Raw genomic sequence first — 14,230 nt, 5'->3', positions numbered from 1 at the left:
ATCCGATCCGCCGGGCGCGGGTAACGGGTGGGGGTTGACTATGGTCTGTGGCGTGCGGGTCGGTGTCCGGCTCGACGTACCCCTGGGAGGCTGGAGATGAGCGGCGGGCTCTACCGCAGCGCCAACGCCACGCCGGACGGTAACGTGCCGCCGGCTGACGGGGCGATCTTCATCTCCGCGGAGCCGCTGAACCAGCCTGCGGTGGAGGCGACGGCACCCCCGCCCGAGGTCGTCGGCGAGACCAGCGCGGCCGCCAACAGCGCGGTCATGGCCGTCGGCAGTCTGGTGAGCCGGGGCACCGGCTTCATCCGGAACCTGATGATCGGCGCCGCCCTCGGCAACCTGATCGGCAACGCCTACACGACAGCCATCTTCCTCCCCAACCAGGTGTACGAGTTCCTGCTCGGCGGGGTGCTCACCAGCGTGCTGATCCCGGTGCTGGTCCGTCGGCGCAAGAGCGACCCGGACCGGGGTGAGGCGTACGCCCAGCGGTTGCTCAGCCTCGCGGTGCTGGCGTTGGCGGTGGCGGCCCTGATCGCGGTGGCGTCGGCGTCCTGGCTGACTGCCATCTACGCCAGCGGCAAGGACGAGGCCTACACCACACTGATCACACGCCTGTCGTGGCTGATCCTGCCGATGCTGTTCTTCACCGGTGTCAGCGCGTTGATCGCAGCGGTGCTGAACACCAGGGGCCACTTCGCCGCGCCGATGTGGGCTCCCATCCTCAACAACCTGGTGGTCATCGGCGTCTTCGGTCTCTACATCCTGGTCTACGGGGCGAAGGGACTACAGCCGTCGGAGATGGACGCCGGCCGGATCCTGCTGGTCGGTGGTGGCACCCTGCTCGGCGTGGCGGTGCAGACCGCCGGGCTGTTGCCGGCGCTGCGCAAGGTCGGCTTCCGCTGGAAGTGGCGGTTCGACTTCCGCGAGCTGGGGCTGCGCGAGCTGGCCCAGCTCGGGGCCTGGATGTTCTGCTACGTGGCGGTCAACCAGCTCGGCCTCTTCGTGGTGGTCAATCTCCTCACCCGGGCCGCGGGCACGGACCAGGCCGGCATCCTGATCTACAACAACGTCTTCCTGCTGCTGATGATGGCCCACGGCATCATCGCCGTCTCGATCATCACCGCGCTGATGCCCCGGATGGCAGCCGCCGCAGCCGACGGGCGGTTCCACGACGTCACCGCAGACCTCTCCCGAGGTGTCCGGATGGTGTCGGCGGTGCTCGCGCCGATCGCGGTCTGCTACGCGGTGCTGTCCACCCCGATCTCGGTGGTCGTCTTCCGGTACGGCGCGTTCAGCGCCGAGAACGCGTCAGCCACGTCCACCGTGCTGCTGTTTGCCGCGATCGCCCTGGTGCCGTTCGCGATCAGCCAGCTCTTCACCTTTGCCTTCTACGCCCTCCCGGACACCCGTACGCCCGCCCTGATCAACATTCCGGTGGTGGCGCTGCGGGTCGGCGTGCAGATCGTGCTGTTCGCCGCGTTCGCGGCGCACTTCGCGGCGGCCGGAATGATGATCGGCAACGCGGTCTCCTACGTGGCGGCGGCTGTCGCGTCCGCCTGGTTGCTCCGGCCTCGGGTCGGCCGGATCGGCCTGGGCGCCATCATGCGTACCCTCGGCCGGGTCGTGGTCGCCGCACTCGGAGCGGCGCTGGTCGGATGGTTGGTGATCACCCTGCTGCCCGGCGGCGACGTGCCGAGCTGGTTCGAGGCGGCGACCCAGCTCGTGATCGGCGGCGTGGTGATCGGCGCTACCTATCTGGGCCTCGCCATGCTGCTGAAGATCGGCGAGATCACCGAGGTGGTCGGGATGGTTCGGCGACGTCTCGGTCGCTGAACGTCCGCATTCGATTACAACAAGTTGGCACTCATACCGAATGTGACTACGGATCACCAGGCTGGGGATGCGCCTGTGGATAACTCCGCGATTCGCCGGTCAACCGCCGCTTCGGCCTGTGGATAACCAACCGTACGGCTGAGGGTGGCGACCCGATCGGTGGGAACGTACGAGGCAGCGCGAGCGCCACGCCAGCCCAGCCCCGGCGTCGGTCACTTGCGGTGAAGCCGTAGATTAGCTAGTACATGTGCCAGCAACGTGGCTGACAACGGTCGTAACCGGACGAGCTCTTCGACTGCCGGAAACCCCGCCAGGTACGGCGGGAAGATGACATGTCGGAGTGACGGGCAACCCGGGTAAGGTCGCTCTCGACGGGTACGGCAGGGGCCGACGCTGGGCGTCGACACCGGTCGGCCGGTTCCTTCAACGGCAGAGCGGGAAGCCACATGCCCAGCAGTTCGGGTTCATCGATCGACACGATCACCGAGGGAGGACGGGTGACCCAGGTCGGCGAGGGTCAGGAGGCGGACGAAAGCGCTCCTCCGGTCATGACCTTCGGTGCTCCCACGGCCGGTGAAGTCCTCGCCGAGCGGTACGAACTGGTTGAGCACATCAACAACGACAGTGCGGGTCGGCTGGTCTGGCGCGGGGTCGATGTCATCCTGCGCCGTCCCGTTGCCGTGGTGCTGCGTTACCCGGGTGGCGACTCCGCCACCGAGATGCTTCAGGCCGCCGTCGCGGCCAGCCGGGTCATCCACCCCAACCTGGTCGGCGTCTACGACGCGATCGACGAGGCCGACCGGGCGTACGTGGTGCGCGAGTGGGTTGACGGGCAGTCCCTGCGCGACCTGGCGACCGACGGCCCCCTGGACCCGGCTCGGGCCACAGCGATCGGCAACGCCGTCGCGAGCGCGCTCGCCGCGGTGCACGCCACCGGCATGGTGCACGGCAACGTCCACCCCGGCACCGTCATGATCAGTGATGAGGGCCGGGTGGTCCTGGCCGACGCCCGCACCGACGGCGCCGACAGCCAGGAGAACGACATCCGGGCGGTCGGCGGTGTCCTCTACTTTGCGCTGACCGGCTCCTGGCCGCACGCCGAGGCACCACTGCACGGCGCCACCGCCGGCCACGGCCGCGCCGCCATCCCGGACGCTGTTCGGGACGCCGGGGGTGCCATCGCGGCACCGCGCCAGGTCCGGGCGGGCGTTCCGGCGTACCTGGACGACCTGACCATGGACCTGCTCGACGCCGAGATCGCGCCGCCGTCCTCCGACGTGCTCGCCGCGGAATTGGCGCGACTGGACGTGCCGGCCGAGGACGAGCACTACCTCGACAACAGCGGGCCGCTGCGGTTCGCCGCCGAAACCGGGGAAGAGCCGTCACCGCTGGCCGCAGCCGGGGGCCGCAAGGTCGCCGTCGGGATCGCTGGTCTGCTGGCCGTCGCCCTGGTCGGTCTCCTGATCGGGATCATCGCCTTGGGCGGCGACGACAAGGACCCGCAGTCCAATCCGGTCGCCGCGCCGACCTCCAGTGCCCCGGCCGGCGACGCCACCCCGGCCGCCGCGACGGCCCGCAAGCTGACGGTGAAGAACGTCCGGATCATCGACCCGGACAGCAAGGACCGCAGCGAGATCGACGGCGCCGACAAGGTCATCGACGGCGACGAGGACAAGGGCTGGGAGACCGAGACCTACCGGGACCGGCCCAACTTCGGCAACCTGAAGAAGGGCATGGGCGTCTGGATCGACCTCGGCCAGCCGCACACCGTCAAGTCGGTGCAGGCAGTGCTGTCGGCCACCAACGCGTCCGCCCAGCTGCTCGCCGGCACTACCAACCCGCCGTCCAGCTCCAACGGTGACAAGCAGTTGGTCGCGAGCTACAAGACCGCCATCGGCCAGCCGTTCGAGGACCACGACGGCACCACCATGACGTTCAACGGCTTCGACGCCGACCAGAAATACCAGTACCTGCTGTTCTGGATCACCGAGTTGGCTCCGGCCGAGGGTGGGTTCAAGCTGGGGGTGCAGGAGATTACGGTCCAGGGGTCGTGAGCCGGGCACCACGATCCGGGCATCGCACGCACTGGACGCGGTGATGGACGAGCGCGCCGCCGCAAGAGACCTGGAGCTGCTGCGCGCGCACGTCGCCGGAGATCGGGACGCCTTCACCGAACTGTTCCACCGGCACCGGGACCGGCTGTGGGCGGTGGCCCTGCGGACGCTCGGCGACCGCGAGGAGGCAGCCGACGCACTCCAGGACGCCCTGCTGTCGGCGCATCGGGCTGCGGCCCGCTTCCGCGGCGACTCCGCCGTCACCACCTGGCTGCACCGGATCGTGGTCAACGCCTGCCTGGACCGGATCCGACGCCGGCAGGCGCACCCCACCGTGCCGCTGCCGGACGGCAACCGGGCCGACGACGGCACCGGTGGGCTCGAGCCGGCGGCACCGGCAACGGACCACGACACGGTGCTGGTGGTCCGCGAGGCGCTCGCCGCGCTGCCCCTTGAGCAACGCGCGGCGCTGGTGCTGGTCGACGTACAGGGCTATCCGGTCGCCGAGGTCGCCCGCATCCTCGGTGTCGCCGAGGGCACTGTGAAGAGCCGGTGCGCTCGGGGCCGGGCGCGGCTGGCCGTGCTGCTCGGGCATCTCCGCCCGGCCACCGTCGCGACGCCTTCGGCCCGACCGGACCCCACCGCCCCGATCACGGGCGTGCCCGGCGTCACGCCGGGGAACCCCGGCCCGGTGGAGGGCGTCGGATCGGGGTCAGGTCGATACCGGCGGGACGCCAACCAGGAGGACACGTGACGACCGAGGGGTTCCGGGAGGTCGACATCGACCTCCTCGCTGACTACCTCGGCGGGGCGTTGGAGGGCACCCCGCAGCAGGACGAGGTCGCTCGACTGGTCTCCGCGGACCCGTCCTGGGCCGAGGCGTACGCGCTGCTGGCCCCCGCCGTGACCGAGGTCCGTACGGACCTGACCCGCTGGGCCGAGCCGTCCCCGGAGATGCCGTCGGCGATCACCGACCGCCTCCTGGCCGCGTTGGCCAGCGCGGGGCCGACGACCGACACCTCGACCGAGGAGACACCCGCCGGCGCGCTCAGCGTCGATCGGGACGGCGACGCGGCGACGCCGTTTGTCGTACCGGCGCAGGGCGGGGCCGGTCGCCGGCCTCCCGTCCCCACGCCCGGCGGGTCGGGGCGCGGGGCGTCCACCGGCCCGGGCCGCCGGCAGCGCGGCTGGGCCCGCCGTGGCGCACCCGTGGCCGCCGCCGCGATCGCCGTCATCGCCGTCGCGCTGGGCCTCAACCAGCTTTCGATGCGGGCGTCGGACGACTCGGGTGGCACCAACGCCATGAACCAGCCGGCCAGCGCGCCGGAGGGCGTCGCGGGGGCCGGGACGGCCCGCACCACCGGGCCGGCACTGCGCAGTGGTACGAACTACAGCCCGCAGACCCTCGGCAACGCCTACGGCACGGACGCGCCAAGCACATCGGCTGCCACCCGGGCGACCGACAACACTCCGGGTGAGCAGCCGGAGGTGCATGCCGAGGACGAGCGCCGTCCCTCTCCCGACGGTTCGGACCAGCTCGCCCGGCTGACCGACGAGGCCGCGCTGACCAGCTGTCTGGCCAGCGTCGCGACGGAGCACGGATCGACCCCACTGGTGGTCGAGGTGATCGACTACGCCCGGTTCCAGGGCGATCAGGCGTTGGTCATCCACTTCACCGACGCGAGCGGCGCCCGGTGGGCCTGGGTGAGTGGCCCGGAGTGCGGGGTGCCCGGGTCCGGCTCGGACAGCCGGTATTCGGCGCGGGTAGGGTGAATCCACGGTCAATGGCACGATGCCCCTCCACGTGACCTGACCCACCGGATGCCCGGCTAGGGAATCCCCGGTTCGTACGATGACGTTCTGGAAGTCAGCTGCCGGCTCCACCCAGGCGTCGGCGACTCGGATCGGCATCGGTGCTCACGCCGACGCCGAACACACACAACTCGGGAGACGGCAGTGGACGAGGTCCGCAACCTGATCATCATCGGCTCCGGGCCGGCCGGCTACACAGCGGCGGTCTACGCCGCACGTGCCAACCTGAAGCCGCTGATCATTGAGGGCGTGCAGTCCGGTGGCGCGCTGATGACCACGACCGAGGTGGAAAACTTCCCCGGCTTCGCGGACGGCATCCTCGGCCCCGAGCTGATGGACAACATGCGCAAGCAGGCCGAGCGGTTCGGCGCCGAATTCCTCACCGACGACGTGACCCGGGTGGAGTTGGTGGACACCGGCGACGCCGGCTCCAACGCGGTGAGCACCGTCTGGGTCGGCGAGACCGCCTACCGGGCCCGATCGATCATTCTCTCCACCGGTTCGGCCTGGCGTCCGCTGGGCGTGCCCGGCGAGCAGGAGTTCCTCGGCCACGGCGTCTCCTCCTGCGCCACCTGCGACGGCTTCTTCTTCCGCAATCAGCACATCGTGGTCGTCGGCGGCGGCGACTCGGCGATGGAGGAGGCCAGCTTCCTCACCCGCTTCGCCGAATCGGTCACCATCATCCACCGCCGCGACTCGTTCCGGGCCAGCAAGATCATGGCTGAGCGGGCGTTGAGCAACGAGAAGATCAAGGTCGAGTGGAACAGCGCCGTCGAGGAGATCCTGGGCGACGACGGCAAGGTCACCGGCGTACGGGTCCGCAACGTGCACACCGGTGACACCAAGGTGATGGACGTGACCGGCGTCTTCGTCGCCATCGGTCACGACCCCCGCAGCGAGCTCTTCCGTGGTCAGGTCGAGATGGACGACGAGGGCTACGTCAAGGTCCAGGCTCCCAGCACCCGCACCAACATCCCCGGCGTCTTCGCCGCCGGTGACCTGGTCGACCACACCTACCGTCAGGCGATCACCGCGGCCGGCACCGGTTGTGCCGCAGCGCTCGACGCCGAGCGGTTCATCGCGACGCTCAGCTGAAACAAGGAACACATCCCGGAGGAGGGGCATAGTGGGAACAACCAAGGCCGTCACCGACAAGAGCTTCGTCGCTGACGTGCTGCAGGCCGACAAGCCGGTGCTGGTGGACTTCTGGGCGGAGTGGTGCGGGCCGTGCCGCAAGGTGTCGCCGCTGCTGGAGGAGATCGCCCGGGAGATGGGTGACCAGGTCACCATCGTCAAGCTCAACATCGACGAGAACCCGGAGACCGCTCGGGCCTACCGGGTGATGTCGGTGCCGACGCTCACCGTCTTCAAGAACGGCCAGCCGGTGCAGTCGATCGCCGGTGCCAAGCCGAAGGGCGAGCTGGTCCGGCTCATCGAATCGGCCCTCTGACCAGCAGAAACATCAACCGAACCCCGCACCCGTTCGCCGGGCGCGGGGTTCGGTGTCTTCCCGGCCGTACCGCCGACGGATTTCTCGGCCCCAGCCACCTCGCCGCCCCGGAACGCATAACCTCAAGCCTGGGCCGCCCGGCCAGCCAGCGTCGTGCAGAGGGGGTCGTGCGTGCGTCCGATCCGACCCGGTGACCGGGGACCCGCGGTCACGGAGATCCGTACCATCCTGACCGGCCTCGAACTGCTCGCCGCCGCCGGCCCGCAAACCGACGAGTTCGACCTCGACACCGAGCGGGCGGTCCGCGCGTTCCAGCAGTCGCGCGGGCTCAGTGTGGACGGCCGGGTCGGCGCGGAAACCTGGCGCGCCCTGGATGCCGCCCGTTGGCGGCTCGGCGCCCGCACCCTCTACCACGCGGTCCCCGAGCCGCTCACCGGCGAGGATGTCCGGTCGCTACAGGAGCGGCTGCTGGAGATGGGGTACGACGTGGGCCGCGCGGACGCGATCTACGGTGTCCGGACGTCGCGGGCGGTGGCCCAGTTCCAGCGTGAGGTAGGGCTCACCCCGGACGGATCCTGCGGCCCACACACCATGAACGCGCTCCGCCGCATCGGCCGCAAGGTGGTCGGTGGCCGCCCGCAGTGGCTCCGCGAATCCGACGCGATCCGGCAGTCCGGGCCGGCGTTGGTCGGCAAGACGGTCGTCATCGACCCGGGGCACGGCGGCACCGACCCCGGGATGGTGGTGCCCGACGGCTCGCTGCGCTGGACCGAGGCGGACCTGGTGCACGACCTGGCCAGCCGACTGGAGGGGCGACTCGCCGCCTCCGGAGTGCGGGTGCAGCTCACCCGGGGCCCGTCGCCCGACAGTTGCCTGCCGGACACCGACCGGGCCCTGCTCGCCAACTCGCTCGGCGCCGACGTGTTCATCTCGCTGCACCTGGACGGCCACGCCAACCCGGATGCGGAGGGCGTCGCGACCTACCACTACGGCACCGACAACGGGGTGACCTCGGCGACCGGTGAACGCCTGGCCGGGCTGGTACAGCGGGAGATCGTCGCTCGCACCGGGCTGCGGGACTGCCGTACCCACGCCAAGACGTGGGAGTTGCTGCGACTGACGCGGATGCCCGCCGTCCGGGTCGAGGTCGGCTACCTCACCTCGCCGACGGACCGCGCCCACCTTGTCGACCCCCGGTTCCGGGACCGGGTGGTGGAGGCGATCGTGGCCGCGGTGCAGCGGATGTACTACCCGATCGAGCGAGACGTCCCGACCGGATCGCTCGACGTCAGCGAACTGCGTGCCGTGGTGGCCGCCGGCACCGTGGTGGACTGATCCGCCGCCGGGCGTCAGCCGTTTGTGGAGCGGGTGGCCGGGGCCGGACGGACCGGCCGGAGCAGGGTCTCCGGGCTCATCGACCCGAGCAGTTTCTCCAGTGCGTACTCGACGTCAGACTTCCAGCTCAGCGCCGTACGCAGCTCGAGACGCAGCCGAGGGAAGCGCGGATGCGGACGTACGGTCTTGAAGCCCACGGAGAGGAAGAAGTCGACCGGGGCCACGCAACCGCCGGCCGGGTCATCCGCGTCGCCGAACTTGGCGTCGCCGAATGCCTCGATCGCCTTGATCCCACGCTTGGTCAGATCCCGGGCGACACCCTGCACAAGCATCCGGCCCAACCCGCCGCCGGAGAACGCGGCGACCACGTTGGCCGTCATCAACAGTGCCGCGTCCGCGGAGACCGGTGAGGTAGGGAACGCCATCGAACGGGGCACGTAGGCGGGCGGGGCGTACATCACGAAGCCGGCCGGCATGCCGTCGACGTACGCGAGCTTGCCGCAGGAGCCCCACTCCAGCAGTGTCTGGGAGACCCAGGCCTCCTTCTCCAGGCCCGGATCGCCAGCGGCGCAGGCCCGGTCCGCGGAGACCGGATCGAGCTCCCAGTAGACGCACTGCCGGCACGGGCGCGGGAGGTCTTCCAACGTGTCGAGGGTCAGGCTGACCAGACGTCGCGACATATGGCGCATCCCCACAATAGGCTCGGTGGTGAGACCGGCATGGAACGACAGCGCCGCCTTCCTGCCCCCGACGAGCGATCGTACGCCGCCGATCGGCGATACGGGAGGGGACGCGCGAATGCCCACCGCAACGGGGGCGCCGAGGACGGTCCGCCATGTGGTCGATCTGCTGCGGCACCGCGGCGGCACGACTCTTGCGGACTAGGATCGACAATCGGTGTGCCCGCCGCCATGGTCAGCGGTGTGCGGGGTACCCGGGGCGGAGCCACTCGAGCAGCGATCGAGGTGAGGTCATGACCGGCACGACACTCGACGACTACACCGACCGGTACGCCCGGCGGGTACGCGGGATGACCGCCTCCGAGATCCGAGCATTGTTCGCGGTGGCTAGTCGTCCGGAGGTCGTCTCGCTCGCCGGTGGCGCACCGTACATCGCCGCCCTTCCGCTGGACGCGGTCGGCGAGATGCTCGGCCGGCTCGGCTCCGAGCACGGCGTGACCACCCTTCAGTACGGCATTGGTCAGGGCACCCTCGAGCTGCGCGAGCGGATCTGCGAGGTGATGTCGCTCTCCGGGATCGACGCCGCTTGCGGTGCCTCCCCGGAGGACGTCGTGGTCACCGTGGGCGGGCAGCAGGCACTGGACCTGGTGGCCCGGCTCTTCCTCGACCCCGGTGACGTGGTGCTCGCCGAGGGGCCGACGTACGTCGGTGCGCTCGGCGTGTTTCAGGCCGCCCAGGCGCAGGTCGTCCACGTACCGATGGATGCGGACGGGCTGATCCCGGAGGCGCTGGAGACGGCCATCGCCGACCTGGCCCGCGCGGGCCAGCGGGTCAAGTTCCTCTACACGATCCCCACCTACCAGAACCCGACCGGCGTGACGCTCAGCGAGGAGCGCCGGGAACGGGTGCTCGACATCTGCGAGCGTGCCGGCCTGCTCGTCGTCGAGGACGACCCGTACGGTCAACTGGGGTTCGAGGGTGAGGCCCCGGCCCCCCTGCGGGCCCGCCGCCGCGACGGCGTCTTCTACCTCAGCACCTTCTCCAAGACCTTCGCCCCCGGCCTGCGGGTCGGCTGGATCCTGGCGCCGCACGCGGTCCGCGACAAACTGGTCATCGCCAGCGAGGCGCAGATCCTCTGCCCCAGCGGTTTCGCCCAGGCCGCGGTGGCCACCTACCTGAGCACGATGCCCTGGCGGCAGCAGCTCAAGGTCTACCGCGAGGTCTACCGGGAACGCCGCGACGCCCTGCTCGACGCGATGGCCGACCTGATGCCCGAGGGCACCAGCTGGACGACCCCGGCCGGCGGTCTCTTCGTGTGGGCCAGCCTGCCCGACGGGCTCGACTCGAAGGCCATGATGCCGCGAGCGGTCGCCGCCCGCGTCGCCTACGTTCCCGGCACCGGCTTCTACGCCGACGGCACCGGCACCGACGCCATGCGACTCAACTTCAGTTTCCCGCCGCCGGAGCGGATCCGCGAGGGCGTCCGCCGGCTCGCCGGGGTGATGGAGCAGGAGATCGCGATGCGCCGGGTCTTCGGTGCCGTGGGTGGCGCCGCCGGCCGACGCGGCCGGGCCGGCTCCGACGTGCCCGGGCCCGACTTGGCATGATGCCGGCATGGCTACGACCGCCGAGCGCCTCCTCGTGACCGATTCCGCCATCTCGGCCGACCTGCGCGTCGTGGTGCTCGCGGGTGGGCTCTCCTACGAACGGGACGTGTCGCTGCGCTCCGGTCGTCGGGTGCTCGACGCGCTGCGCGCCGTCGGGGTGGAGGCCGAGTTGCGGGACGCGGACGTGGCGCTTCTGCCGTCGCTCGCGGCCGACCCGCCGGACGCGGTGGTGATCGCACTGCACGGCGCGACCGGCGAGGACGGCTCACTGCGCGGGGTGCTGGATCTGTGTGACGTCCCGTACGTCGGCTGCGACGCTCGGGCCTCCCGGGTCGCCTGGGACAAGCCCTCGGCCAAGGCGGTGCTCCGCGAGGCCGGCATCCCCACCCCCGACTGGGTCGCGCTCCCGCACGATCGTTTCTCCGAACTCGGCGCGGTCGCCGTCCTGGACCGGATCGTCGACCGTCTGGGCGTACCCCTGATGGTGAAGCCGGCGCAGGGCGGGTCCGGGCTGGGCGGGGCGGTGGTCCGGGACGCCTCCGCGCTGCCCGCCGCGATGGTCGGCTGCTTCGCGTACTACTCCACGGCGCTCGTGGAGCGGTACGTGCCGGGGATGGATGTGGCGGTCTCCGTCGTCGACCTCGGTGACGGCCCGCAGGCGCTGCCGCCGGTGGAGATCGTGCCGCGCAACGGCGTGTACGACTACGCCGCCCGCTACACCGCAGGGCGCACCACCTGGCACGCCCCCGCCCGGCTGGACCCGGAGGTGGCTGCCACTGTCGCTGACGTGGCCCTCGCCGCGCACACCGCGCTCGGTCTACGGGATCTCTCCCGCGTCGACGTGATCGTGGACGCGGCCGGCCAGCCGCACGTGCTGGAGGTCAACGTCTCGCCGGGCATGACGGAGACGTCGCTGCTACCGCTCGCCGTGCAGGCCGCCGGGCTGGACTTCGGCCGACTCCTCGGCACCCTGGTCGCCCGAGCAGCCGCCCGCCTCACCAAGCACTGACCTACCCGCCAACCCGCTCGCCGAGCGAACCATCCGTCGGACGACCGTGAGGTTGGCCTGTCGGGGTCAACCGCACGGTCGATTCCAGTTCAGTGGGTCGCGCGTACATCGGGTGTGCCGCTGCCGTTGGTGCGCGCGGCAGCGCCCGGAGTGCCGGTGCCCCTCTCGGAGGCGGTCTTGCTGACGGCCTCTCCGGATGCGCCCCCGGTGGCCGGGGCGGACTCGGCCGGGTCGGCGAAACCAACTTCGTCGGCGCTTCCGCTCGCCGGGCCGACGTGGGGCCCGCCGGTGGGCGTCTCCGCCGAGCCGACGACGTGCGGCCCGCCGGTGGGTTTTTCCGCTTGGCGGGTGTGGAGTCCATCGGTGGCCGTCGTGGCGGCGCCGCCCGATGCCGCGCTGCCGGATGCCGTGTCGGTGGAGTCCCGGGTGCCGGAGGCCGGGATGCCGGGCAGATTGGTGGCGGATGCCCTCCGAGAGGGCTCAGCCGCCGGACCGCTACCCGTGACCGACCGGGTGGGTTCAGCCGCGTGGTCGGTAACGGTGGCCGTCGTCGAGCCGGCGCCGGCGTCCGGGTCGACGACCGGGTCGGCCCGGGGTCCGCTGTCGGCGTCGGTCGGATCAGGGGTGGAGTCGAGAGCTGGCTCCGGGATCTCCTCCGCCGCCTCGATGACCGAGACCGCCTCCGTCCCGGCTGCTGCCGCCGAGGCGGCCTCCGCTGCGGCAGCGGCATCCGCGGCAGCGGACTGAGCCAGCAGACTGGACGGCGCCTGCCACTGGATGCGGGGCGGCTCGGCGAGCGGGCGGCCGCCGAACTCGGCGAGCCAGGCCGCGACGAGCGCAAGATTTTCCCGCCACTGCGCCTCGGAGATCGGCGGCAGGATCGAGTCCCACAGGGACAGGAACGTGCCCCGCAGTTGAAGCCGGCCGTACGGACGGGCGAGGAACCACATGTGCAGATGAGCCGAGCCGTCGCCCCAGCGATTGACGTGCACCCGTGCCACGCCGTCGAGCGACCGGATGGCCCGCTCCAGACGTACGGTCATTACCCCCAGCTCGGCGGCCAGGAGGTTCGGCAGGTCGCCGAGGTCGAGGTGGGTGCGCGATTCCAGGATGAGCACCATGGGCAGGCCGGTGGGCCGGTCCATGGCGCGGACCCGCCACCGCTCGCCCACCCAGATGTAGGCGTCGTCGGGTGCGTTGCAGGCGGTGCATTCCCGGAGACCCTCGCCCTTCCGGGGCGGCTCGACCGGGACCGGATCATCGAGTTGCTTCACGTGGAGGTCACCCTCGAAGGGAAATGACGGCCACTGGGTGAAGTCCGGGACTGAGGGAGGGTTGTCGTGCACGACGCTGACCCTAACCGAGTCTGGCACCGCTGTCCCTACCTGTTCGAGCGGTCGCGGGCCACCGGATCGGTGCCCATCGTCGACCGGGTGCGCGTGGTCGCGCGGGTACCGAGAGGCGATATCCACAGGCTGCCGAGATCCTGAACACAGGCCGTCATCCACAGGCTCACACCCGCTCCCACGCGCTGTTTCACGTGAAACGGGGGGTGCCTGTGGACAACCGGTGTGGATAACTTTTCGGCCAGTCGGTCGTTGTCCGCGAACCGCCAGATCGGCGAAGTCGGTGGCCACCGGAGAAGGAATCGGTCCGGTGTGCGCTGATCCGCTTCGCGTGCCACCGCCAGCGCGGTATCCAGCCACCGACGACCACCCGCTGGCTCATTTGGCACACGTCGACGGCGACGACATGGCTCGTTTGCGGGCCCCCACCCATACAGACCTCGGCCCGTGCACCCCTGCGGTCCGGACGCCCGATCGCTCCGGATGGGCCGGGGACGGGAGACCGAATCGCGGCACCGACGTTGAGCGCCTGGGGCAAGGAGTCGACTCCGCTTGGCCAACCACTCCGACATCCAGGGTTTCGATCGGTGCCAGCGAGCCACCAACTCGGTTTCACGTGAAACCGCGCGCCGGGTGGGCAGGCGATCCGGCGGTCCGGGGTCGGGCTCCCGCTGGACTACCGCTCGTACATCCAGTTCTGCGGCCCGGCGGCCCGACGGCCCGACGGCCCGACGGCCCGACGGCCCGGCGGCCCGACGGCCCGACGGCCCGGCGGCCCGACGGCCCGGCGGCCCGGCGGGCCGGTGGCCCCACGCCTTCGGTGGAACTCCGGTGATCCCTCCGGTGGTCAGGTCGGTCTGGCGGTCCGGCGATCGGCGGTCCCGCCAAGGTCTGCGAGGCTTCTCCCGGAGACTGACAGCGACCGAGAGCCCTGGGGCCACCTGCGGACAACCATGGAGACGTCGTTTGGCACCACTCAGCGGCTCGCTGGCGCTTTGGCCGGCGCTGAGGGTGGTTGTGGTCGAGTGGACCATTCCGGGGCCTCCTGCGACGCGTGTAGAGGATCTCCTCAACGCCAGTACTCGACTTTGCCGCCGCCAG

General features: G+C 70.8%; 11 protein-coding genes. 9 read left to right on the top strand and 2 right to left on the bottom strand.

All coding sequences use genetic code 11. The annotated features are described in order from the left end of the window. Window positions 1-96: 96 nt before the first annotated feature. The 7 genes from murJ to OG992_RS21095 all read left to right on the top strand — a co-directional run bounded on the left by murJ (window position 97) and on the right by OG992_RS21095 (window position 8,487). The gene (murJ, locus tag OG992_RS21125) at window positions 97-1,836 is read left to right on the top strand and encodes a murein biosynthesis integral membrane protein MurJ (protein ID WP_238687625.1); all 1,740 of its coding nucleotides are present in this window, start codon (window positions 97-99) and stop codon (window positions 1,834-1,836) included. Between the two features lie 446 nt (window positions 1,837-2,282). Next, window positions 2,283-3,890, top strand: a complete 1,608-nt coding sequence (locus tag OG992_RS21120; RefSeq protein WP_238687626.1) for a protein kinase family protein — start codon at window positions 2,283-2,285, stop codon at window positions 3,888-3,890. Between the two features lie 43 nt (window positions 3,891-3,933). Then, window positions 3,934-4,644, top strand: a complete 711-nt coding sequence (gene sigM, locus OG992_RS21115; protein WP_238687627.1) for an RNA polymerase sigma factor SigM — start codon at window positions 3,934-3,936, stop codon at window positions 4,642-4,644. Beyond that, window positions 4,641-5,663 carry a hypothetical protein gene (locus OG992_RS21110; protein ID WP_266304107.1) on the top strand — a complete coding sequence of 341 codons (1,023 nt, stop codon included), beginning with the start codon at window positions 4,641-4,643 and terminating at the stop codon, window positions 5,661-5,663. Before sigM ends, OG992_RS21110 begins: the two co-directional genes overlap by 4 nt. Before the next feature lie 183 nt (window positions 5,664-5,846). Next, a complete protein-coding gene (gene trxB, locus OG992_RS21105) occupies window positions 5,847-6,797 on the top strand; it encodes a thioredoxin-disulfide reductase (RefSeq protein WP_238687629.1) in 951 nt (316 codons plus the stop codon). Window positions 6,798-6,828: 31 nt separating this feature from the next. Beyond that, a complete protein-coding gene (gene trxA / locus OG992_RS21100) occupies window positions 6,829-7,152 on the top strand; it encodes a thioredoxin (RefSeq protein ID WP_030331849.1) in 324 nt (107 codons plus the stop codon). A 171-nt stretch (window positions 7,153-7,323) separates the two neighbouring features. After that, window positions 7,324-8,487, top strand: a complete 1,164-nt coding sequence (locus tag OG992_RS21095; protein ID WP_266304106.1) for an N-acetylmuramoyl-L-alanine amidase — start codon at window positions 7,324-7,326, stop codon at window positions 8,485-8,487. A 14-nt stretch (window positions 8,488-8,501) separates the two neighbouring features. Here OG992_RS21095 and OG992_RS21090 read toward each other — a convergent pair whose 3' ends face one another. Next, a complete protein-coding gene (locus tag OG992_RS21090; RefSeq protein WP_091396576.1) occupies window positions 8,502-9,167 on the bottom strand; it encodes a GNAT family N-acetyltransferase in 666 nt (221 codons plus the stop codon). A 293-nt stretch (window positions 9,168-9,460) separates the two neighbouring features. Between OG992_RS21090 and OG992_RS21085 the strand changes: the two genes are divergently transcribed. Next, window positions 9,461-10,774 carry a PLP-dependent aminotransferase family protein gene (locus OG992_RS21085; RefSeq protein ID WP_091396573.1) on the top strand — a complete coding sequence of 438 codons (1,314 nt, stop codon included), beginning with the start codon at window positions 9,461-9,463 and terminating at the stop codon, window positions 10,772-10,774. A 7-nt stretch (window positions 10,775-10,781) separates the two neighbouring features. Beyond that, window positions 10,782-11,783, top strand: coding sequence for a D-alanine--D-alanine ligase (locus OG992_RS21080; protein ID WP_238687632.1), 1,002 nt, complete (start codon window positions 10,782-10,784; stop codon window positions 11,781-11,783). A gap of 89 nt (window positions 11,784-11,872) precedes the next feature. On the opposite strand, the gene OG992_RS21075 is transcribed toward OG992_RS21080, so the two are convergent. After that, window positions 11,873-12,904 carry a hypothetical protein gene (locus tag OG992_RS21075; RefSeq protein ID WP_238687699.1) on the bottom strand — a complete coding sequence of 344 codons (1,032 nt, stop codon included), beginning with the start codon at window positions 12,902-12,904 and terminating at the stop codon, window positions 11,873-11,875. Window positions 12,905-14,230 lie beyond the last annotated feature (1,326 nt).

Source organism: Micromonospora sp. NBC_00362 (genome assembly GCF_026342155.1).
GTDB classification, from domain to species: domain Bacteria; phylum Actinomycetota; class Actinomycetes; order Mycobacteriales; family Micromonosporaceae; genus Micromonospora; species Micromonospora hortensis.
Note: the sequence above shows the minus strand (reverse complement) of the source record. Positions and strands in the feature narration are given on the sequence as shown.

Bases quoted from the DNA above. Each gene is read 5' to 3' on its own strand.
- OG992_RS21085 (WP_091396573.1), top strand. From the start codon at position 9,461: ATGACCGGCACGACACTCGACGACTACACCGACCGGTACGCCCGGCGG.
- OG992_RS21120 (WP_238687626.1), top strand. From the start codon at position 2,283: ATGCCCAGCAGTTCGGGTTCATCGATCGACACGATCACCGAGGGAGGA.
- OG992_RS21075 (WP_238687699.1), bottom strand. From the start codon at position 12,904: ATGGTGCTCATCCTGGAATCGCGCACCCACCTCGACCTCGGCGACCTG.
- OG992_RS21090 (WP_091396576.1), bottom strand. From the start codon at position 9,167: ATGTCGCGACGTCTGGTCAGCCTGACCCTCGACACGTTGGAAGACCTC.
- murJ (WP_238687625.1), top strand. From the start codon at position 97: ATGAGCGGCGGGCTCTACCGCAGCGCCAACGCCACGCCGGACGGTAAC.
- OG992_RS21080 (WP_238687632.1), top strand. From the start codon at position 10,782: ATGGCTACGACCGCCGAGCGCCTCCTCGTGACCGATTCCGCCATCTCG.
- sigM (WP_238687627.1), top strand. From the start codon at position 3,934: ATGGACGAGCGCGCCGCCGCAAGAGACCTGGAGCTGCTGCGCGCGCAC.